The sequence below is a fragment of the Methylomonas sp. HYX-M1 genome (assembly GCF_040741385.1).
GTDB lineage: Bacteria > Pseudomonadota > Gammaproteobacteria > Methylococcales > Methylomonadaceae > Methylomonas > Methylomonas rhizoryzae.
Window position 1 is genome coordinate 3,745,963 of the sequence record NZ_CP160405.1, and the last position, 20,527, is coordinate 3,766,489.

20 protein-coding genes are annotated in these 20,527 nt (G+C 56.7%); 7 read left to right on the forward strand and 13 right to left on the reverse strand.

The genetic code is table 11. The features are described 5' to 3' along the window. Positions 1-5: 5 nt before the first annotated feature. From murG to AB0A83_RS17050, 11 genes are all read right to left on the reverse strand, one after another. A complete protein-coding gene (murG, locus tag AB0A83_RS17000) occupies positions 6-1,070 on the reverse strand; it encodes an undecaprenyldiphospho-muramoylpentapeptide beta-N-acetylglucosaminyltransferase (protein WP_150050447.1) in 1,065 nt (354 codons plus the stop codon). After that, complete coding sequence (ftsW, locus tag AB0A83_RS17005; protein WP_150050449.1) at positions 1,067-2,209, reverse strand: putative lipid II flippase FtsW; 1,143 nt, start codon at positions 2,207-2,209, stop codon at positions 1,067-1,069. The genes murG and ftsW overlap by 4 nt, the downstream gene beginning before the upstream one ends. After that, positions 2,209-3,576, reverse strand: coding sequence for a UDP-N-acetylmuramoyl-L-alanine--D-glutamate ligase (gene murD / locus AB0A83_RS17010; protein ID WP_150050451.1), 1,368 nt, complete (start codon positions 3,574-3,576; stop codon positions 2,209-2,211). Before murD ends, ftsW begins: the two co-directional genes overlap by 1 nt. A 3-nt stretch (positions 3,577-3,579) precedes the next feature. After that, positions 3,580-4,662 (reverse strand): phospho-N-acetylmuramoyl-pentapeptide-transferase, encoded by a 1,083-nt coding sequence (gene mraY / locus AB0A83_RS17015; RefSeq protein WP_150050453.1) that lies wholly within the window; start codon positions 4,660-4,662, stop codon positions 3,580-3,582. Next, positions 4,662-6,035 (reverse strand): UDP-N-acetylmuramoyl-tripeptide--D-alanyl-D-alanine ligase, encoded by a 1,374-nt coding sequence (gene murF, locus AB0A83_RS17020; protein WP_150050455.1) that lies wholly within the window; start codon positions 6,033-6,035, stop codon positions 4,662-4,664. Before murF ends, mraY begins: the two co-directional genes overlap by 1 nt. Beyond that, the gene (locus AB0A83_RS17025; protein WP_150050457.1) at positions 6,032-7,495 is read right to left on the reverse strand and encodes a UDP-N-acetylmuramoyl-L-alanyl-D-glutamate--2,6-diaminopimelate ligase; all 1,464 of its coding nucleotides are present in this window, start codon (positions 7,493-7,495) and stop codon (positions 6,032-6,034) included. Before AB0A83_RS17025 ends, murF begins: the two co-directional genes overlap by 4 nt. Then, positions 7,492-9,144, reverse strand: coding sequence for a penicillin-binding protein 2 (locus tag AB0A83_RS17030; protein WP_232056690.1), 1,653 nt, complete (start codon positions 9,142-9,144; stop codon positions 7,492-7,494). The genes AB0A83_RS17025 and AB0A83_RS17030 overlap by 4 nt, the downstream gene beginning before the upstream one ends. A 72-nt stretch (positions 9,145-9,216) precedes the next feature. Further along, entirely contained in the window at positions 9,217-9,489 is a 273-nt protein-coding gene (gene ftsL, locus AB0A83_RS17035) for a cell division protein FtsL (RefSeq protein ID WP_150050461.1), read from the reverse strand. Further along, complete coding sequence (gene rsmH, locus AB0A83_RS17040) at positions 9,489-10,412, reverse strand: 16S rRNA (cytosine(1402)-N(4))-methyltransferase RsmH (RefSeq protein WP_367154792.1); 924 nt, start codon at positions 10,410-10,412, stop codon at positions 9,489-9,491. Before rsmH ends, ftsL begins: the two co-directional genes overlap by 1 nt. A gap of 11 nt (positions 10,413-10,423) precedes the next feature. Next, entirely contained in the window at positions 10,424-10,891 is a 468-nt protein-coding gene (gene mraZ / locus AB0A83_RS17045) for a division/cell wall cluster transcriptional repressor MraZ (RefSeq protein ID WP_150050465.1), read from the reverse strand. Between the two features lie 659 nt (positions 10,892-11,550). Beyond that, positions 11,551-12,138, reverse strand: coding sequence for a TIGR00730 family Rossman fold protein (locus AB0A83_RS17050; RefSeq protein ID WP_150050467.1), 588 nt, complete (start codon positions 12,136-12,138; stop codon positions 11,551-11,553). 148 nt (positions 12,139-12,286) lie between these two features. Between AB0A83_RS17050 and AB0A83_RS17055 the strand changes: the two genes are divergently transcribed. The 3 genes from AB0A83_RS17055 (at position 12,287) to AB0A83_RS17065 (ending at position 15,727) form a co-directional block, all read left to right on the forward strand. After that, positions 12,287-13,411 carry an aminotransferase class V-fold PLP-dependent enzyme gene (locus tag AB0A83_RS17055; protein WP_367156179.1) on the forward strand — a complete coding sequence of 375 codons (1,125 nt, stop codon included), beginning with the start codon at positions 12,287-12,289 and terminating at the stop codon, positions 13,409-13,411. A gap of 5 nt (positions 13,412-13,416) precedes the next feature. Next, complete coding sequence (locus AB0A83_RS17060) at positions 13,417-15,189, forward strand: ABC transporter transmembrane domain-containing protein (protein WP_150050469.1); 1,773 nt, start codon at positions 13,417-13,419, stop codon at positions 15,187-15,189. Between the two features lie 220 nt (positions 15,190-15,409). Further along, entirely contained in the window at positions 15,410-15,727 is a 318-nt protein-coding gene (locus AB0A83_RS17065; protein WP_367154793.1) for a hypothetical protein, read from the forward strand. A 212-nt stretch (positions 15,728-15,939) separates the two neighbouring features. Here AB0A83_RS17065 and AB0A83_RS17070 read toward each other — a convergent pair whose 3' ends face one another. Both AB0A83_RS17070 and AB0A83_RS17075 read right to left on the reverse strand, forming a co-directional pair. Further along, a complete protein-coding gene (locus tag AB0A83_RS17070) occupies positions 15,940-17,154 on the reverse strand; it encodes an MFS transporter (protein ID WP_367154794.1) in 1,215 nt (404 codons plus the stop codon). Positions 17,155-17,380: 226 nt separating this feature from the next. Then, entirely contained in the window at positions 17,381-17,536 is a 156-nt protein-coding gene (locus AB0A83_RS17075; RefSeq protein WP_190303175.1) for a hypothetical protein, read from the reverse strand. 148 nt (positions 17,537-17,684) lie between these two features. Here AB0A83_RS17075 and AB0A83_RS17080 point away from each other — a divergent pair, with 148 nt between their 5' ends. From AB0A83_RS17080 to AB0A83_RS17095, 4 genes are all read left to right on the forward strand, one after another. After that, positions 17,685-17,882 (forward strand): metallophosphoesterase, encoded by a 198-nt coding sequence (locus tag AB0A83_RS17080; RefSeq protein ID WP_367154795.1) that lies wholly within the window; start codon positions 17,685-17,687, stop codon positions 17,880-17,882. A 24-nt stretch (positions 17,883-17,906) separates the two neighbouring features. Beyond that, complete coding sequence (locus AB0A83_RS17085) at positions 17,907-18,614, forward strand: hypothetical protein (RefSeq protein WP_150050477.1); 708 nt, start codon at positions 17,907-17,909, stop codon at positions 18,612-18,614. A gap of 163 nt (positions 18,615-18,777) precedes the next feature. After that, entirely contained in the window at positions 18,778-19,248 is a 471-nt protein-coding gene (locus AB0A83_RS17090; RefSeq protein WP_367154796.1) for a hypothetical protein, read from the forward strand. 171 nt (positions 19,249-19,419) lie between these two features. Further along, a complete protein-coding gene (locus AB0A83_RS17095; protein ID WP_150050481.1) occupies positions 19,420-20,511 on the forward strand; it encodes an ATP-binding protein in 1,092 nt (363 codons plus the stop codon). The last annotated feature ends 16 nt before the right edge of the window (positions 20,512-20,527 follow it).

A 20,527-nucleotide genomic window follows, 5' to 3' on the forward strand; every position in this document is an offset into this window, starting at 1 on the left:
CCGGTTCATCGCGCCGCCTCCTGCACGCAAATATCGGCAACCGCCTGGGTTGCATCGGGTTTGGCCAAACTTTTGGCCGCCCGGCTCATGGCCTGCAAGGAGTTTCTGACCCTGTCGATGGCGTCGCTCAAGCTATGCTCGTTCAATTCCGCTTGATCCAATACGATGGCCGCACCGGCACCGCTCAGGTAACGCGCGTTGGCGGTCTGATGATCGTCGATGGCGTGCGGAAACGGTACGAAAATAGCCGGTAAACCGCAGGCCGCGACTTCGCTCACCGTCATGGCACCGGAACGGCAGATAATCAAATCCGCCCAGCGGTAGACTTGCGGCATATCCTCGAAAAAGGCCGCCACCTCAGCCGCCACACCTAATTGCCGATAACGCTCGGCTACCGCGTCCCGCATTAAATCGCCGGTTTGGTGCTTGACTTCCAAGCGTTCCAGGCCACCCAACACCTCGGGCACGGTTTCGTTCAGCGCTTTGGCCCCCTGGCTACCGCCCAACACCATGATGCGTAACGGACGCGCCTTTGCGAATTTGCGTTCCTCTGCCGGTTGCAAGTCGGCGAATGCTTGCCGCAACGGGTTGCCGGTGCAAATCGCATTGATTTCGGCGGCAAAACTATTCGGAAACGCCTCCAACACTCGGCTGGCCGCCAATTTCACCAACCAGCGGTTAGTAGTGCCGGGGATACGATTTTGTTCGTGCACGACCAAAGGAATATGCAGCCATTTCGCCATCAATCCGCCCGGCCCGGCTACGAACCCGCCCATGCCCAGCACCACGTCCGGTTTACGATGTTTCAAAATTCGCCGCGCTTGCAGACAAGCGGTCATCAATCCGGCGAGCGCCGAGGCCTTGGCAACCGGACCTTTACCACGTATACCTTCTACCGAAAGCCAATCGATCTCGAACTCGCGTTCCGGCACTACCCGGCTTTCCAAGCCTTTGCGGGTTCCCAACCAGCTGACCTGCCAGCCGCGAGACCGCATTTCTTCCGCAACCGCCAAAGCGGGAAACACATGGCCGCCGGTTCCCCCCGCCATGATTACGATACGACCGCTCATCGCTTTATCCCCTTGACGTTACTTTTTTGAAGTTCGGTGACTTCGAAATGAATGCGAAACAGCACCGCAACCGCGCCGCACATGACGATCATGCTACCGCCGCCATAACTCATCAGCGGCAAGGTCAAACCTTTGGTTGGCAATATGCCCATATTGACGCCCATGTTGACGAAGGCCTGAAAACCGAACCAAATCGCCAAACCGTAGGCCACCAGCGCGGAAAAATATTCGCCGACCTTCTCGGCTTGCTCGCCGATAGCGAAACCGCGCAACACCAAGGCGCTAAACAAGGCTATTACCAGCACAACGCCGACCAAGCCCAATTCTTCGCCCAATACCGAGAACAAAAAGTCGGTGTGCGCTTCCGGTAAATAAAACAGTTTTTGCAAGCCGTTACCCAAACCGACGCCGGTCACTTCGCCGCGTCCGAACGAAATCAAGGCCTGCGTCAATTGATAGCCGCTATCGCGGGCGTGTTCCCAGGGCTCCAGGAAGCCGACTACCCGTTCCCAGCGATAAGGCGAGGTGTAAGCCAGGGCCGCCGCCGCGGCCGAAACCAGCACGACCAGCAACACGAACGGCGACAATCGGGCGCCACCTAAAAACATCATGCCCATGGCGATAATCAGTATCACCACCGCCGAGCCGAAATCGGGTTCCATCAACAACAACACGCAAGCCACCGAGAACAGCAACAAGGGCCTGACCAGGCCGAACAGCGATTTACGCACGTGCTCGCCATGTCTGGTGATGTAGCCGGCCATGTAGACGACCGCAATGAATTTCATCACTTCGGAAACCTGAATGCGCAAGCCGAACAGCGATAGCCAACGCACGCTACCGTTAACCCTGACGCCTATGCCAGGCACCAATACCACCAACAACAACAGCAAGCCGGCAATGAACAAGGGCTGACCTATTTTGTGCCAAGTCTTCATCGGCACGTTCATCATAGCGGCCGCAACCACTAAGCCGATCAAGATATGCGCCAACTGCTTAATCGGATAATTCGACAAGTCTTCCGCCACCTTCACGCCCATGTGCATGGAAGAAGAAGCAACCATCACAAAACCCAAGCCCAGCAGGCACAGACAAGCCGTCAACAGGGTTTCATCGACGTGATAGCGTTGTTTTGCCATTAGCCTAACTCCAACACCGCTTCGGCAAACTTGTTACCCCGGTCGGCGTAACTTTTGAATTGATCCAGACTGGCGCAAGCCGGCGACAATAAAACGCTATCGCCAACTTCGGCCAGTGAGGCCGCAATTTTCACGGCCTGCTTGATATCGCCGGCTTGATAAGTCGGTACGCAACCTTGCAAGGCCCGTTCCATCAATAAGGCATCTTTACCCATTACCACTACGGCTTTGGCTTTTTCGCTGACTACCGGCTGCAGCTCGCTCATGTCCGCACCCTTGGCGTCGCCGCCGGCAATCAGGATCACTTTGCGTTCGTAGCCTTGCAGCGCGGCGACGCAGGCGCCGATATTGGTAGCCTTGGAATCGTTGACCCAGCGCACGCCGTGCAGCTCGGCCACTTTTTGCATCCTGTGAGGTAAGCCTTTAAATTTGCGCAAGGCCCGGCACATCGCATTCAGGTCCATGCCGATCGCGTGTCCCAGCGCCAACGCCGCCAATGCATTGGCAATATTATGGCTACCCTCTAAATTCAACTCGTCCGCGGCCATTAATTGTTGCTCTTCCCACATCAGCCAATCGACGGACTCGCAACGGCGCAAATAAAAATCGGCCCGCTCTCTGACCGAGAAGGTCAAACACCGCCGGCTCTGATCGCGCATGGCCGACACCACCGGGTCGTCGGCATTCAACACCATGACGCCGTCACCGCAATATACCCGCTGTTTTTCGGCGGCGTATTCGGCCATGTCGCGGTGGCGATCCAAGTGATCGGCGCTGACATTCAAAACGGTTGCCGCCGCCGCGTTCAGCAAGCGGGTGCGTTCGAGTTGAAAACTGGACAACTCCAGCACATATAAATCGGCTTGTTGTTGCAACAGGTCCAACGCCGGCGTGCCCAAATTCCCCCCGATCGCGGTTTTAAAACCGGCCGCTTGACCCATGTCGCCCAACATGGTCGTTACGGTACTTTTACCGTTGGAGCCCGTGATTGCCAGCACCGGTTTCTCGGTCGCGCAGGCAAACAAATCGATGTCGCTCAGTACGGTCACCCCTGCTTGCACCGCCCTGCAGATCACTTTTTCGTTTAAAGACACGCCGGGGCTGATCAGCATATGGGTAGCGACGTCGAACGCAGCCTGATCGAAACCGCCGGTAAACACCGGTACGTCCGGCATCTGTTCGCGGAAACTTTCGATTTGCGGCGGCTGCCGGCGGCTGTCGACGATGGCGAACTTAATCGGCGTGTGCTGCAGGAACTGAGCGGCGGAGTATCCGGTAGCCCCTAAACCCACGATCAACAGGCGCGCGCTGTCGGCATGCAATCCGAAGTGCGTCGCCAATTTGTCGAGTAACCCACCGGTATCCATCGTTTACCTCAACTTCAAGGTCGCCAATCCGATTAACACCAAGATCACTGAAATAATCCAGAATCTGACGATGATGCGCGGCTCCGGCCAACCTTTCAACTCGTAGTGATGGTGAATCGGCGCCATCAAAAATACCCGTTTCTTCCGCATTTTGTAGGACCCCACCTGGATGATCACCGATACGGTTTCCAAGACGAAAATCCCGCCCATGATCACCAACACAACCTCCTGTCGCACCAAAACAGCCACTACGCCCAATGCGGCGCCCAAGGCCAGCGCACCGACGTCGCCCATGAACACCATGGCCGGATAGGCGTTGAACCACAAAAACCCTAGCCCCGAGCCGACTAAGGCCGCGCAAAATACGATTAATTCGCCGGCCTTGGGTATATGCGGAATATGCAAATATTGGGCAAAATTGGCGTGTCCAGATAAATAGGCGAATATCGCCAACGCCGCGGCTATCATTACGGTCGGCATAATCGCCAAACCGTCCAGACCATCGGTCAGATTGACCGCATTGCTGGCGCCGACGATCACGAAATAGGTCAGCACCACGTACCACCAGCCCATGTCCAAATTGACACTTTTGAAGAACGGCACAATGAACTGGGTTTCTGCCGGCACCTGAGCGGTACGAAACAAATAAACCGCCGCGGCGAACGCTACGACCGATTGCCAAAAATATTTGGCTCGAGCCGAAAGTCCGTCACTATTGCCGAGCAAGACCTTTTTATAGTCGTCGATGAAACCGATCACGCCGTGCGCCAACGTCACCAACAGCACCACCCAGACATAACGGTTACTCAAATCCGCGCACAGCAAGGTGCTGATGGCGATGGCGAACAGAATCATCGTTCCGCCCATCGTCGGCGTGCCGGATTTGGAATAATGAGTTTGCGGGCCGTCGTCGCGCACGCTTTGGCCAATCTTTTTGCGCGTCAGCTTTTCTATCATGAGCGGACCGATCACAAAGGAAATCACCAAGGCGGTCAACACCCCGAGAATGGCGCGAAACGTCAGGTAATGCAAAACCCGAAAGCCGCTATCGAATTGAAGTAAAAAGTCCGCAAGTAACAGTAACATTAGTGTAAATCTACCCGAAAATTGTCTACCAGCGCCGCGACTACGTTTTCCATTTTCTGCGCACGCGAGCCTTTTATTAATATGATTTCGTCACCGCCGGCCGCCGCGGCCAGTGCCTCTATTAAATCGATCTGGCGGTCGAAGAATTGCCCGCCGCCACCAAAAGCCTGCACGGTATGCCGGGCCAATTCTCCGGTAGCGAACAAGCGCTGCACCGGTTTGGCCTGAATGACTTTACCCATCTGCGCGTGCAACGCCGCACTGTCGCTGCCCAACTCTCCGAAAGCCCCCAACGCCAGCCAAACCGGCTTGCCGCAGCTATCCAGCGCGTCCAGAGCCGCTTGCAACGAGGCCGGGTTGGCGTTGTAGGTATCGTCGATGACGATATTGCCGTTTTTACCCGGCAAGGCTTGCATGCGTCCGGTAACGGGTTGCATGGTCTCCAAGCCGCTTTGAATGTCGTCTATCGCAATGCCGAATTGCAGCGCTACCGCGGCGGCGGCCAAGGCGTTTTTGACGTTGTGTTTGCCGGCCAAGGCCAAACGAATTCTGGCTGTACCCGCCGCCCATATCAGATCGAATGCAGTATCGAAACCGTTAGGGCCCAGGCCGCTTGTCACGCCTTGCGCCCGGACGTCGGCCGCGAGGTCGAAACCGAAGCTCACGCTACGCCGGCCGGCCACGCAGTGCTGCAACCAAAAATCGTAAAACGGGTCGTCCCGGTTCAACACGGCCACGCCTTGCGGCCCAAGCGCACGAAGAATCTCGCCTTTGGCCTCGGCTACTCCCCGCACACTGCCGAACCCCTCGATATGCGCCGGTCCCACGTTGGTAATTACGCTGACGTCCGCCTGCGCATAACGACTGGTGTAGGCGATTTCGCCGGGATGGTTTGCGCCCATTTCAATCACGGCAAACCGGTGCTGCGGGTTCAACCGCAGTAAAGTCAGCGGTACGCCGATGTCGTTATTCAAGTTGCCGCGGGTAGAAAGCGTGTCGCCTTGGGTCGCAAATATCGCCGCTATCATTTCCTTGACGGTGGTCTTGCCGTTGCTGCCGGTGACGCCGGCCACTTTGACCGGCAAACCGCGCCGCCAATAGCCGGCGGCTTCGGCCAGTGCCAAGCGGGTATCGCCAACGAGAATCTGCGGCAACGCGCAATCCGCAACGCGTTCCACCAATAATGCCGAGGCGCCCGCCTTAGCCGCATTGGCGGTAAAATCGTGGCCGTCGAAGGCGTGACCGCGTATCGCCAGGTACAAATCGCCCGCGACCAGCGTGCGGGTATCTATGCTGATGCCGCTTATTTCTCGGTCTGCGCCCAAAAGTTGTCCGTTAACCGCAGCGCTGATTTCGCTCAAAAGCAACTTCATAGCGGCGCCCCCCAAGCTTGCAGTGCGGCAACGGCCGCCTCTTGATCGCTGAACGGGATTTTGCGACCTTCGATGTCTTGGTAGTTTTCATGGCCTTTGCCGGCAATCACCACGCAATCTTCGGCTTGTGCCTGCTTGATCGCGGTCGTGATAGCACGATGTCTGTCGTTGATGATGCTGACTTTGTCGCTCAAACAACCGGCCAAAATGTCGTTGATGATTTGGTACGCCGGTTCACTGCGCGGATTGTCGTCGGTCAGGATCACTCTATCCGCCAAAACCTCGGCTATCCGGCCCATTTCCGGCCGTTTGCCTTTATCTCTGTCGCCCCCGCAACCGAACACTACCCACAATTTGCCAGAACCTTTGGAAGCCAGCAGCACTTTTTCCAGGGCATCCGGGGTGTGAGCGTAATCGATGATCACCTGCGGCTGACCGGCGGCCCCGAATTTTTCCATCCGTCCGGTCACCGGCCGTAAATGGGCTAAGCGTTCTACCGCTGGTGCAAACGGCCAACCCATCGCCAACAATACGCTCATCACCGTCAACACGTTTTGCAGGTTGAATGCGCCCACTACCGGGGTGTAAGCCGTTTGACTGAGGTTTTGCCAAGTCACGCGAAACCTGATTCCGTCATTCGAATGCACGACCTGGTCTGCCTGCACGCACTCAGTCTGCGGGACGGTCTTGCCGGTAACGCTGAAGCCCCAACGTCGAACGGTCGGGCTCAAAGTCATAGACACCTCTCCACTATTGGGATCGTCCAGGTTAATCACCGCGAACTGCAAGGCCGGGTTGTTGAACAAGCTCAATTTAGCCTGTAAATAACTGTCCATATCGCCGTGATAATCCAGGTGATCCCGACTTAAATTAGTAAAAACCGCGCCGACGAAATCCACGGCGTTGACCCGGCCCTGATGCAATCCGTGCGACGACACTTCCATTGCCACTCGCTTCAAGCCGATAGCCGCCATATCGTGCAGCATGCGCTGCACCGCCAGGGCGTCCGGGGTGGTGTTGACGGTCGGATGTAAATTGCCGATGCGTCCCCAACCTAAGGTGCCTATCACGCCGCAGTCGGCCAAGGCTTGCGCCAAGAGTTGACTGCAGGTGGTCTTGCCGTTGGTACCGGTAATGCCGACGACTTCGAGCCGCCGCGACGGATAGGCGTAAAAGCGCGCGGCGATTTCCCCGAGCAATCGGCCCAATTCATCGACTGCCACCATGGGAACTTCTGCGGATTGCGGACACGCTCCGCCGCTCCCTTCCGGGTCGTAGACGATCGCCGCCGCACCGGCCGCCGCCGCCTGACCGGCATAACTCAAGCCGTGTTGCAAAGCGCCGTTCAACGCAATGAACACCTGCCCGGACTGCAACTGCCGGCTGTCTAAGCACAGACCGCCGACTTCGCAATCGCTGGTTAGGTCGGCAAGCCCTTCGAGTAACACGCTGAGCCTCATTTTCTAGTCAATAACAATGGCATGGTATCCATGCCGTCCGGCTCGACGCCGTAGATGCGTAAAATGCCCGCCATCACCTTGGAAAACACCGGCGCGGCGACCAATCCGCCGTAGTACTGGCCGGTGCTCGGTTCGTCGACCACAATGGCGATAACGAAACGCGGATTGCTGGCCGGCGCCATGCCGACGAACACCGATAAATATTTGTCGTGGGTGTAACCGCCGGAAGCGGAGGTTTTCTTCACGGTACCGGTTTTCCCGGCCACTCGGTATCCTTCCACCCTGGCTTGGTAGGCCGTGCCTTCCTTGCTGATCACGTGTTCCAACATATCCCGCACCTTACGCGCCGTTTCCGGCTTGAACACCCGACGCGCATCCGGGTCTTCGTCGCGTTTCAGCAAAGAGACCGAATGTACGATGCCGTCGTCCGCCAACGCGGTATAAGCCCGCGCCAGCTGTAGTATCGAGGTCGATACGCCGTAGCCGAAGGACAGAATAGCCTGATCGAATTCGTGCCAGCCTTGATAGTCCAACAAGCTGCCGCTGGCTTCGCCGGGAAAGCCCACGCCCGCCGAGGAACCGAAACCTAAGTTACTGTAAACGTTCCAGAAGTATTCGGGCGGCATGCTCATCGCGATTTTGGTGACCGCGATATTGCTGGATTTTTGCAACACCAAAGTCAAATCCATCGTGCCATAGTTGTGAATATCCTTGACCACGTTACGGCCGACGTTATAGATACCGTGCGTTTCTATCAACACATTCGGGTCCACATAACCGCCATCCAAGGCCGCCGCCACCACAAACGGCTTCACCGTCGAACCCGGCTCGAACACGTCCACCATGGCCCGGTTGCGGTAGCGATTGCTGCGTAATTCCTTTCTATTATTGGGATTAAAAGCCGGCTGGCTAACCGAAGCCAACACATCGCCGTTTTTAGCGTCCAACACCACCAACGACGCGGAATGGGCTTTATGCTTGAATAACGTTGTCTGCAATTCCCGATACGCCAAGTATTGAATGCGTTCGTCTATGCTCAGATTCAAATCCCGGCCCGGCACGGCTTCCTGAATGTTTTCCACGTCTTTTATGACGCGGCCTTTACCGTCTTTAATGACTCTTTTGCGCCCCGGTTTGCCGGCTAACAAATATTCGTATCCGTGTTCCAGGCCTTCCTGACCGACATCGTCGATATTGGTGAATCCCAATAAATGGCCGGTGGTGGCGCCGGTCGGGTAATAACGTTTGAACGCGGTTTCGAAATACACGCCGGATATTTCCAAAGCCTTGACCTTATCCGCCAAATCCGGATTGATCTGCCGGCGCAGATAAACGAAGCGCTTACCGGCATTGTTGCTGATGAATGCGTCCAGATCCTTGGTCGGCATGCCCAAGTATTTGGCCATTTGCAATTGTTTATCTCGTTCTTCGGCCTTCAACTGACGCAAATTCACCCAGATGGACTGCACCGGCGCGCTAATCGCCAAAGGTTCGCCGCTTCTATCTTTAATCTGCCCGCGGTAGGCCGGTACTTCGATAATGCCCAAATGCTGCATGTCGCCCTTGTCTTGCAAAAAAGTCCGGTTCAATACTTGCAGATACAAAGCGCGGCCCGCCAGCGCCAACATCGCGCAGGCGATGGCTCCCATGAGCAACCGACGTCTGACTGGGTAGCCCGGCAGGGCTCTATTGTCAGCGGTGTGTGCAACGGCGATTCTCATCTACGGCCTGATGTAAACAATGTCGTTTTGAGCGGGTAAGGTGAGTTGCAGACGTTGTCTGGCTTCTATTTCCACCCGCGTTTCTTCGGTCAAGGTCGACAGCTCCAACAATAAGCGGCCTCTTTCAACCTCGTAATCGTCCAACTGTTTTTCTTTTTTTTGAATTTCGATAAACAAAATGCGCGCTTGATACTTGCTGTAAATGACCGCCAGCGCGGATACCATCAGCATCGCAATCAACATACCCAGAAAAACGTTTTTAACGGCGTCCATTACAATTTCTCGGCAACCCGCATCACTGCGCTACGCGCCCTGGGGTTGGTTTTCAGTTCTTCACTCCCGGCTCGAATCGGGGCGCCGATCTTTTTAAACTGCCCTTTCACAATATCTTGCTCTTTCACCGGTAAGCGGCCTGGATCGGTTTTATTGCCTGATTCGTTTTTAATAAAGCGTTTAACGATACGGTCTTCCAGAGAATGAAATGCAATGACCACCAATCTGCCGCCGTGCGCCAAAAGCGCCGCGCTCTGCGCCAGTATTTGCTGGACTTGCTGTAATTCCTGGTTGATTTCTATGCGTATTGCCTGAAAACTGCGCGTCGCCGGATGTTTGTGCTTTTCCTTGAACGGCACGCAGGCTTCGATTAATGCCACCAACTCGGCGGTGGTGCGAATCGGTTTGTGCTTGCGTTCTTTGACGACGGCAGCGGCAATCCGCCGGGCAAATCGCTCTTCGCCATATTCGAACAACACGCGCACCAACTCTTGCTCTTCGACTTGCGCCAAATAATCGGCCGCCGTCATGCCTTGACTGCTGTCCATACGCATATCCAACGGACCTTCGCGCAAAAAACTAAAACCTCGTTCCGCAGTATCCAGCTGCGGCGAAGAAACGCCCAGATCGAGTAACAAACCGTCTACTCGCCCGGATAAATTCAGACTTTCGGCAATCGCTTTCAGCTCGGCGAAACTAGCGTGATACAAGCTGAAACGCGGATCGCTTTGTAACCGGCATGCTTCGGCGGAGCGAATGGCTTCCGGATCTCTGTCGATTGCCAACAGCCGCCCGGACACCCCGAGTTGCTGCAACACGCCGGCGCTATGCCCGCCGCGGCCAAAGGTACAATCGACGTAAATGCCGTCGGGCTTGATGCGCAGACCGGTCAAAGCCTCTTGATACAATACGGATTGATGCACGTTACCGACCGCTAAAACGACAAGTCTTCCAGATCGCTCAATCCTTCCGTATCGTCACCGTCCATCCATTCCTGTTGCTTTTGCAACCAAGCCACATCGTTCCAAATTTCGAATTTATTTAATTGGCCAACCAAATACAGTTGTTTGTCCATGTTGGCGTACTCGCGCAATTTCTCGGGCAATAACAAACGCCCTTGGGTATCCATTTCGCATTCGCTGGCATGCCCGATCAAGAACCGGCGCAATTTGCCGGCCGCTTTGTTAAGCGTCGGCAGTTTGTTAATGGTTTGTTCCAATTTTTCCCATTCGGGCAAGGGGTATAGCCACAGGCAACCGGGTTCGCCGACGCATTTTTCGTTTACCGCCAGGGTTACGATCATTTGCCGTTCGCAGCATTCATGCAATTCATCGCGGTATCGCGTGGGAATCGCAATACGACCTTTGGCATCCAAACTGATTGAACTTATGCCGCGAAACAAGATCTGCCTCAAAAAATCCGAAATTTTCCCTTTTACGCCACTTTACATCACTTCTACTCCACTATAGTTTTGTCGGGACGGATAGTCAAGAGGAGTTACATTAAAATCTCTCTTTACCTACAATGACTTACAGCACAACACCCAGGCATTGCAACGAATATTTTTTCGCCGCTCAATCTCCATTGGTATCAGTCAGTTAATTCACAAAATTAAGCTGGAATGTCATGGAAAAAGACGGCATCCACTTGAAGCGCCGACTTTTTATAAAAAATAAAAATCAATAATTACAATAAGTTATAAAATATTATCGACTTAATTTTTCGCGCAAAAACCATTTTTATCGCCAACCGGCGGTCAGCAACGGCAAATCGCCGCGAACAATAACGCCTCTGGCGACAGGCGGCTTCGCAGAAGATTTTTAGACAAGCGGAACCCAGTCCGGTGATTGGAACGGATAAGGCAGGAGGACTTGGAAGAATTACTGCGCTAACGAGGAAAGCAAACGGTTATGCACCAAGTTGGAAGTTTTTTCTAAAACATGGGACATCCCGCCACTTCGGGCAATCGGAAAAAAATCGAAACATTATCGCGGCGCCGGCGCTTGCAAGTGCGACCGAGCTTTCGCCGCACGCCGGCCCAATCAAATGGCCGGGCAAAACTCAAATCTGTTCACTAGTCATCCAACGTGGCTCCTCGGCGGGATGGTAGGTTTCGAAGCCGTCCAGCAATTGCGCCGCGGCGCTGGCGACCAGCAAAGCTTGTCGGTGCGGCGGCTTGACGAAGCGTTCCTCGACCACGTGATCCAAAAACGCAATCAGCTTGTCGTAATAGCCCGCCACATTCAACAAACCGAACGGCTTTTGGTGCAAGCCCAGCTGCGCCCAGGTCCAGATTTCGAAAATTTCTTCCAGTGTGCCGATGCCGCCCGGCAAGGCGACGAAGGCGTCGGCCAGCTCGGCCATCATCGCCTTGCGGTCGTGCATGGAGCGGGTCACGTGCAGCTCGGTCAAGTTGCGGTGAGCCACTTCTTTGGATACCAGGGCTTCCGGGATGATGCCGGTGACTTGACCGCCGGCCGCCAGCACCGCGTTGGCCACCGCGCCCATGACGCCCACGTCGGCACCGCCGTAAACCAAGCGAATGCCACGCCCGACCATTTCTTCGGCCAGAGCTTCGGCGGCGGCCAGATAATCGCCGTTACGGCCCGGGCTGGAGCCGCAATAAACACACAGGGATTTGATGCGCATGTTGCCTCCGGCAAATAGTCGAGCGCAGCAGTCTAACACCGCTTATGTGACCACCGCGACCGCATATGCACAGCGAAAAATGTCACTTGCCATCGGCCAGTCCTTCCGCGACACTGCCGGCATCCCATTGTTACCGCTGGTTGCCGCCATGAGCCATCCCGAATTTCCATTGACCGACGAATTGATTTATCTGAACCACGCCGCGGTGGCACCGTGGCCCAAACGTACCGGCGCCGAAGTGATCCGCTTTGCCGAGCAAAATTGCCGTTACGGTTCGCACTATTACCCGCAGTGGCTGGAGAAAGAAACTCAAATTCGCGAGCAATTCCGGCACTTGTTGAACGCGGCCTCGGCCGACGACATCGCCTTGGTCAAAAACACCTCGGAAGCCTTATCCTTCGTGGCCTACGGTTTGGATTGGCAAACCGGCGACAACATCGTCTCCAGCAACGAGGAATTTCCGTCCAACCGCCTGCCCTGGCAATCCTTGGCCGAACGCGGCGTCGAATTTCGCGAAGCCGATTTGCAAGCCGCCGCGACGCCGGAAGATGCGTTGTTCGCCCTGGTCGACCAACGCACCAAGCTACTGACCATCAGCTCGATTCAATTCGCCTCCGGTCTGCGCCTGGATTTGAACCGGCTGGGTGCCTTCTGCAAACAGCGCGGCATCCTGTTTTGCGTCGACGCGATCCAGAGTCTGGGCGCGGTGCAATTCGACGTACTCGCCTGCCAGGCCGATTTCGTAATGGCCGACGGCCACAAATGGTTGTTCGGGCCGGAAGGCTTGGGCGTGTTTTATACGACGCCGACGGCGCGCGAGCGTTTGCATTTAACCCAATACGGCTGGCACATGATGAAAGACACTCACAATTATGAAAACCGGCCGTGGGAAATGCACCCGACCGCTCGCCGCTTCGAGGCGGGCAGCCCGAACATGCTGTGCATCCACGCGCTGTCGGCCAGTCTGTCGCTCTTGCTGGAAACCGGCATGGACAAGGTCGAAGCCTTGATCGTGGAGCGCAGCGACTACCTGAAAGCCGCGATCGATGCCGATCCGGCCTTGGAATTATTGTCCGAGCGCCACCCGCCGCTGAAATCCGGCATCGTCACTTTTCGCCATCGCCGCCGCGACAACCACGCCGTGTACCGGCATTTACAGCACTCCGGTGTGGTTTGCGCGTTGCGCGGCGGCGGCATTCGCTTTTCGCCGCACTTTTACAACAATCTGGAGCAACTCGACCGAGCGCTGGCTATCGCCGCCGCGACGCCGTGAAGCAAATGGCGGCGGCACCGCAAGCACGCCGCTTGTTGCCGGCATTGTGGCCGTTTTTACGGCCTTACCGCCGCCGGGTGTTACTGGCCTTTGCCCTGCTGTGTTCGGGCTCGGCGACCCTGCTGTTGGTGCCGTTGGCGTTTCGCGATTTGCTCGACGCCGGTTTCGGCCCAACCCGAGCGCAAAACGGCCTGCTCGGACCCATGAGTTTAAACGGGCACTTCCTGCTGATGTTCGGCTTGGCGGCCTTGTGGGGACTGTTAGTGGCCGGCCGCTATTTTCAAGTCAGCTGGCTGGGCGAACGGATCAGTGCCGATTTGCGCAGCGCGGTCTACGCCCGGGTTTTGCAGCAATCGCCGCAGTTTTTCGAAACCCTACAAACCGGCGAAGTGCTGTCGCGCTTGAGCGGCGATACCACGCTGGTGCAAACCGTGGTCGGCAGCTCATTGTCGATGGGCTTGCGCAGCCTGTTGCAGTTTACCGGCGGCATGGTCATGCTGGCCGTGACCGATTTCCATCTGTTCGCCTTGAATATCGGCCTGACGGCGCTATTGATTCTACCTATCGGCCTGCTTAGCCGCCGGGTCAGAACGCTATCGCGCGAATCGCAGGACAAACTGGCCGATGCCGCGGCATTGGCCGGCGAAATCCTCAATGCCGTTCCTACGGTGCAAGCCTATACCCAGGAAGCCGCCGAAAGCGGGCGTTTCGGCGAGCGCGCCGAAATCGGCTTCGCCAGCGCGATACACCGCACCCGTTTTCGCGCCGTGCTGACCGCGCTGGTCATCCTGGCGGTGATGGGTGCAATCATCTTCGTACTGTGGATAGGCGCCCGCCAAGTGCGCGACGGCGCGATGAGCGGCGGCCAGCTCGGTTCGTTCGTGTTGTACGCCCTGATGGTAGCCGGTGCAGTCAGCACCCTGGCGGAAGTATGGGGAGACGTCATGCGCGCGGCCGGCGCGGCCGAACGCTTGCTGGAACTGCTGCATGCCACGCCGGCCATCGTATCTCCGCCGCAACCTCTCCGGTTACCGCAACGCGAGCTAGCCGAACTCAAATTCAGCAACGTCGGCTTCGCCTATCCATCTCGGCCGCAATCGGCGGCACTCAGCGACATCGAGCTACAGATAAACGCCGGCGAAAGCGTGGCGCTAGTCGGCCCGTCCGGCGCCGGCAAAACCACCTTGTTTCAACTGTTGCTGCGCTTTTACGACGTCGAGCGCGGCAACATCCGACTCAACGGCGTCGACATTCGCGATTTGGCCTTGACCGAGTTGCGTCGGCAGATCGCCGTTGTGGCGCAAGACGCGGTGATTTTTTCCGCCAACGCCCTGGAAAATATCCGCTACGGCCGCCCCGACGCCGGCGACGATGAAGTGATCGCCGCCGCGCAAGCCGCCCAAGCGGACGAATTCATCCGCCGTCTGCCGGACGGCTACCTGACTTTTCTCGGCGAGCGCGGCACCCGTTTGTCCGGCGGCCAACGCCAGCGCATCGCCATCGCCCGAGCCATTTTAAAGAATGCACCGCTGTTGCTGCTGGACGAAGCCACCAGCGCCCTGGACGCCGAATCGGAAATCCTGGTGCAACAAGGTCTGGCGGCGGCCATGGTCGGCCGCACCACCTTGATCATCGCTCACCGGCTGGCCACGGTACAGCAAGTGGATCGAGTCGTCGTCCTGGAACGCGGCCGCATCGTCGAAACCGGCAGCCCGGAGGCCCTACGCCGGCAAAACGGCTTGTATGCGCGGCTAGCGGCCTTGCAGTTCGGGTTGTAGCCGATCTCGCCAGCCTTCATCCGGGGCGGCCGCTGCCGCCTATCGAACATCCAGGACGCAACGGGTTTCCCTTTGTCGCGAACGCGACAAATAAGTCGAATTATTTTTTATAATTATCAACGGCTTGTAAGTTGGTGCGATTTATGACTTCCCGATTGGATGAGTCATGCGAAACAAGCAATCATGGCTTTACCCAGCCGATTATTCACTTATCGTTTTTATGTCACAAATCATCCAATTCCCCGTCCTGAACACCCAACAAAAATCGGATATAGATGCGGCCATCGACCAAGCACTGATGCAGGTTCCCAAAAAAGACCGGGAAAAGCTCAGGTTCGAGCTGATCAAAACCATCGACAGCTACGGTGCGTTTTTCACCGAATGGTCCTTAAGCCTGCCCGCCGATAGCGACGAAACGTTTAAAAAGCAAATCTACGATATTGCGCATCAGGAACACGATAGAAAAATCAGAATGCTGAAAGGTATTATGCGGCTGAAGATTCAAGTGCTGGTTGCGGAATATCATCAACGCAAGTGATTCGCTCAAGCATCCAGTCCTGCGTTCATCGCTCGCCTCATACTGATATTGAGGCTGGGGGGCGGCCGCCGACTTTCAATTCCGGCTAGCGGCTTAAAGACGTTTGTAACTATTCAGCCACTCCTACCTCTTCATTCGTTTCAGACTATCGCTGCTCCGAGATAAGCCGGAGCGCCTGCTGAATATTTACAGACTTTTTAACAAATTAGCCGTCAATACAAATCGCTAAGCTCCAGGCGTCGCAATTTCGGCGCCAGCTTGGCCGTCGCGGCCACTACGACCAGCGTCATCGCTCCGCCGAACACCACCGACGGCACCAGCCCCAACCAACGGGCAGCCAGACCGGACTCGAACGCGCCCAGCTCGTTGGAGGAACCGATGAAAATGCCGTTAATCGCCGCTACCCGGCCGCGTAGCGTATCCGGGGTAGCCAGCTGCATGATGGTGGAACGCATCACCACCGATACGCCGTCGAAACTGCCGGACAATACCAACAGTCCGGCGCCCATCCAGAAATCGCTGGCCAGGGCGAACGCAATCATGCACAGGCCGAAGCCGGCTACCGCTGCCAATAGCCAACGGCCGGCATGATGGTTGATCGGGCGGCGGGCCAGTAGCAAGCCGGTGATCACCGCGCCCACAGCCGGCGCAGCGCGTAAAATGCCTAAACCTTCGGCGCCGTAATGATAAACGTCCTGAATAAAAGCCGGCAGCAAAGCCACCGCACCGCCGAACAACACTGCAAACATGTCCAAGCACTGAGCGCCGAGCACGATTTGGTTGTTGAATACGAAACGCAGTCCTTGGCCGATGCTGGCAAAAATAGGAGCCGCCTCGGCCGGCGGCGGTTGTTTGACGCGCAGCAGCAACAAGGCTAACCCGGCGATCAACGCCAAGCCGGCAGCAACGCCGTATGCTGCGGTTTTGCCGGCCCAGGCCACCAACACCCCGCCCAACGCCGGTCCCACGACCAATCCGAATTGAAACACCGCGCTGCCGACGCCGGCCGCTTTGGCGAAGGCTTCGCGCGGCAACACCAACGCGAACAACGCACTGTAAGTCGGCCCTAAAAAGGCACGGGCCAGGCCGGTGCAAGCAATCGAGCTATATATCCACCACACCGGATTGCCCGGCAGTCTAGCCCCGGCCACCCACACCAAGACTGCCGCATTCAGCGCCAACAACAAGCCGGCGAATATCCCGAACCAGCGCCGCGAATAATGATCGACCGCATAACCGGCAAACAGCGCGCAGCAAAAATATGGAATCACCTCGGCCAAACCGACCAAGCCCAGCGCCAGTGCATCGTGGGTCAATTCGTAAATATGCCAGCCTACCGTCGTGGCCATCACTTGATAAGCGAGCACGATCACGCCGCGGAAAATCAACAGATTGAAAAATGCCGAATGGGCGATGCCGAAAGCCATGCAGGTCCTTGATCAATACCCGGCGAATGCGCCGGCCGCAATTGGTGGAGTATTCTACTCGCTTATGCCCGCCGGGCCGGATAAGACAGGAACCCGGCAAATAGAAATGGGTGAGAACGGCGAATGTTGACGAGCGCAGATGCAAAAAAGCCAGCTCATCCCCGCCTTCAGCCGGTTGAAGGCGGGGATAACAAGCGCGTCAGCCGGTTTTATCGGTGAACCCGGTTCAGCTCGGCGGTGTATTGTCGTCGCTGAGTTTTTCGTTCTCGCGAGCTTTGTCTTCGCGGCTTTCTTTGGCCAGGGTCTTATTGATATAAAACGCTCCGACCAGCAAACCGATGACCAAACCGATTTCCAATATTGTGCGTAACATACTCATCATGGCGGCATTCTCCCGTTGGCTGTACGATAGCCGGCGCTAACTATACCGTAAATTGTACGGCTCACCATCCTTATGGTTTATGTGCAAAATAAACTGGCGCGTCATGGAATCGCGACAAACCGGCCGTCTTTATAGCAAGAGCCCAAACATGAAAATCCTCCATACCTCCGACTGGCATCTAGGCCATACGCTGAAAGGCTTCGAACACCAATGTTTTTTGGATTGGCTGCTGTTGCAGCTACGCGAACAAGACATCGACGCACTGTTGGTAACAGGCGACATTTTTGACAATGCCAACCCTTCCGCCGCACGCAAAAGCAGTTATACCGGTTGCGGAGGTCGATAGCCTTACGACAAGCATGCAAGCACATTGGCTCAGCGCCAACAGGCTGCTGACGCGCTGAACACAGTCGAAAACCGGCTACCTCTGTTGATCGCCAGCCACGACCAAGCCGCCAAGATGCTCGATCTAGCCAAATTGGCCTGCAGCGAACGGGTGGAGGCACTGCGCGCCCAACTGCAACCGGACGCGGAATGTCCGGTGTGCGGCGCCAAACAACACCCGTTTGCCGAGCACGATCATCCGCTACGCCAAGAGTTGCAAATCTTGGCATCCGAAGTCGAGACCTGCCGGCACAATCGGCAGCAGGCGGAACAGGAGCGTCAGCGCTGGCAGCTGGACATCGCGCAATGCGACAAAACCCTTCAAGCCGGCGACGCCTCGCTGGCGGCATTACATCGGCAAATCGAGCCGCAACGCCACCAGTGGTCGGCAACTGCGGCAGAATTGGCGGCCTTGGACATAGCCGATGAAGGCATGTCGGCGTGGTTAGCCGGCGAAATTCAGGCGACCGAACAAGATTTGCACGCATTGGCCGAGCGTTTGAAAGCCATGAGCGCGGCATTGACGGCACGCGACCGGGCGCGGCAGACACCGGACCGACTCAAATCGGACCAACAGGCCTTGCAACAGCAGTTGGACCAAGCCGCAAGCGACCGGCAAGCAGCGCAGCAGGCATTGCTTAACGCCCGTGAAAAACGGCAGGCGCTAACCCTACAAAACGACAGTCCGTACTGAACGGCCGCTCGGTCGCCGATGTCGAGCGCGAGCTGGCAAATACAATGAACGCGGCCAAAACCGCGCTACAAACTGCCGCGACTGCAGCACAGCATGCCGCCACCCAAACAGCAACGGCGCAGGAAGCGCTCGCCGGACCGAGTGGCAAACCGCCGAATCGGCCGTGTCGCAATGGTTGCAAGCTTTTAACGCCGCCCGGCCCGCACAGCCTGCTTTTAAGCCCGACGATCTACGCCAACACTTGCAACGGGACGCCGCTTGGTTGAGCCGTGAGCGCGACGCCCTACAGCAGTTGGAGCAGGCACTGATGCAGGCGCAAACCGTGCTGGCCGAACGCCGCTGGCAATGCGAGCAGCATTTGCAGACCCGGCGTTCGCTGGAAAGCGGAGAAACCTTGGCATCGCAGCTGGCCGATCTTTCCGAGCGGCTTAACAGCCTGACGCAACGACTGGGCGATTTGCAAATGCAACGCCGGCTGTACGATGAGCGTTTGCAAGCCCTTGGCCGCAAAGTCGGAGTGATTTCGCACGTGCAGGAAATGACCGAGCGGATCGGAATCGGAATAGAAGTCAAACGAGTGGGCAGCGGTTTAAGCCGTATCAAAGTAATTGGACCGGCGGCGAGTCCTAATTGACGGATGACGACGTCGATCGGATAACCGACAATCACCCTCGCGCCGTCTTGTTTTAAGGGATCGTGCAGACCATTGCCCTAATGGCTTGCATCGTAGCCTAGCCACCATTTTGCGGCGCTGTTGGTGTATTATCCCTCAGCTTTGGCGTTTGCAACCTTCAGGATTACACCGATGAATACTGCCGCAACGCATACTTTAGAAAACCGCGACGCCCGCTGGCTGCTAAATATCGCCGCCGACGCCATGCTCATCGTAGATGCCGACGGGCGGATTTTACTGGCCAATCCGGCGGCCGAACGCCTATTCGGATACCAAAACGACGAATTTACAAACCTGCTGATCGAAGATTTGATTCCGGCCCGTTTCCGTAGCGCTCATAGCGAACGGCGCGCCGATTACGCCCGGCAGCCGGAGTCGCGCCGGATGGGCAGCGGTCTGGATTTGTTAGGCTTGCGCAAGGACGGCAGCGAGTTTGCCGCCGACGTCGGCATCAGTCCGGTAGGCAACGGCCAAGTATTGGCTACTATTTACGACGTAACCGCCCGCAAACGCCTGGAAGAAGAGCAAAAGCGCATGATCCACGAGCTGGAAAACGTCAACGAAGAACTAAAAAACTTTGCCTACGTGGTCTCGCACGATTTGAAAGCGCCGTTGCGCGCCATCGGCTCTCTGGCGGACTGGATCGCCGCCGACCAGCACGAACGGCTGGACGCCGAAGGCCAGGAACACCTGCGCTTGCTGATACAGCGGGTCCGCCGTCTGGATGCGTTGATCGACGGCGTATTGCGTTATTCCAGAGTCGGCAGGATTCAGGAAGCGGCCACCCCGGTCGACCTAGACCAATTGCTACACGAAGTCGTCGATTCGCTGGCGCCCCCGGCGCACGTGGCGGTGACGGTCAGCACGCCGCTGCCCGTGCTGCTGACCGAGCGCACCTGCATGCAACAGCTCCTACAAAACCTGCTCTCCAATGCGATTCGCTATCTGGATAAAGCCGAAGGCCGCATAACGGTCGGCTGCCAGGAATGGCCCGACCACTGGCAGCTGAGTGTGGCCGATAACGGTCCCGGTATCGAAGCCCGCCATTTCGAACGCATCTTTCAATTGTTTCAGACCTTAAATCCGCGCGACCGGGTCGAGAGCACCGGGGTGGGGCTGTCCATCGTCAAGAAAATCGTCGAGCAACATGGCGGCCGAGTCTGGCTGGAATCCACGGTCGGCCAAGGCAGTACCTTTTATTTCACGATACCGAAACACACTTAGCAATCCACCGAACCCG

Bases quoted from the DNA above. Each gene is read 5' to 3' on its own strand.
- murG (WP_150050447.1), bottom strand. From the start codon at position 1,070: ATGAGCGGTCGTATCGTAATCATGGCGGGGGGAACCGGCGGCCATGTG.
- ftsW (WP_150050449.1), bottom strand. From the start codon at position 2,209: ATGGCAAAACAACGCTATCACGTCGATGAAACCCTGTTGACGGCTTGT.
- murD (WP_150050451.1), bottom strand. From the start codon at position 3,576: ATGGATACCGGTGGGTTACTCGACAAATTGGCGACGCACTTCGGATTG.
- mraY (WP_150050453.1), bottom strand. From the start codon at position 4,662: ATGTTACTGTTACTTGCGGACTTTTTACTTCAATTCGATAGCGGCTTT.
- murF (WP_150050455.1), bottom strand. From the start codon at position 6,035: ATGAAGTTGCTTTTGAGCGAAATCAGCGCTGCGGTTAACGGACAACTT.
- AB0A83_RS17025 (WP_150050457.1), bottom strand. From the start codon at position 7,495: ATGAGGCTCAGCGTGTTACTCGAAGGGCTTGCCGACCTAACCAGCGAT.
- AB0A83_RS17030 (WP_232056690.1), bottom strand. From the start codon at position 9,144: ATGGGAGCCATCGCCTGCGCGATGTTGGCGCTGGCGGGCCGCGCTTTG.
- ftsL (WP_150050461.1), bottom strand. From the start codon at position 9,489: ATGGACGCCGTTAAAAACGTTTTTCTGGGTATGTTGATTGCGATGCTG.
- AB0A83_RS17050 (WP_150050467.1), bottom strand. From the start codon at position 12,138: ATGCGCATCAAATCCCTGTGTGTTTATTGCGGCTCCAGCCCGGGCCGT.
- AB0A83_RS17055 (WP_367156179.1), top strand. From the start codon at position 12,287: ATGAGCCATCCCGAATTTCCATTGACCGACGAATTGATTTATCTGAAC.
- AB0A83_RS17060 (WP_150050469.1), top strand. From the start codon at position 13,417: ATGGCGGCGGCACCGCAAGCACGCCGCTTGTTGCCGGCATTGTGGCCG.
- AB0A83_RS17065 (WP_367154793.1), top strand. From the start codon at position 15,410: ATGTCACAAATCATCCAATTCCCCGTCCTGAACACCCAACAAAAATCG.
- AB0A83_RS17070 (WP_367154794.1), bottom strand. From the start codon at position 17,154: ATGGCTTTCGGCATCGCCCATTCGGCATTTTTCAATCTGTTGATTTTC.
- AB0A83_RS17075 (WP_190303175.1), bottom strand. From the start codon at position 17,536: ATGATGAGTATGTTACGCACAATATTGGAAATCGGTTTGGTCATCGGT.
- AB0A83_RS17080 (WP_367154795.1), top strand. From the start codon at position 17,685: ATGAAAATCCTCCATACCTCCGACTGGCATCTAGGCCATACGCTGAAA.
- AB0A83_RS17095 (WP_150050481.1), top strand. From the start codon at position 19,420: ATGAATACTGCCGCAACGCATACTTTAGAAAACCGCGACGCCCGCTGG.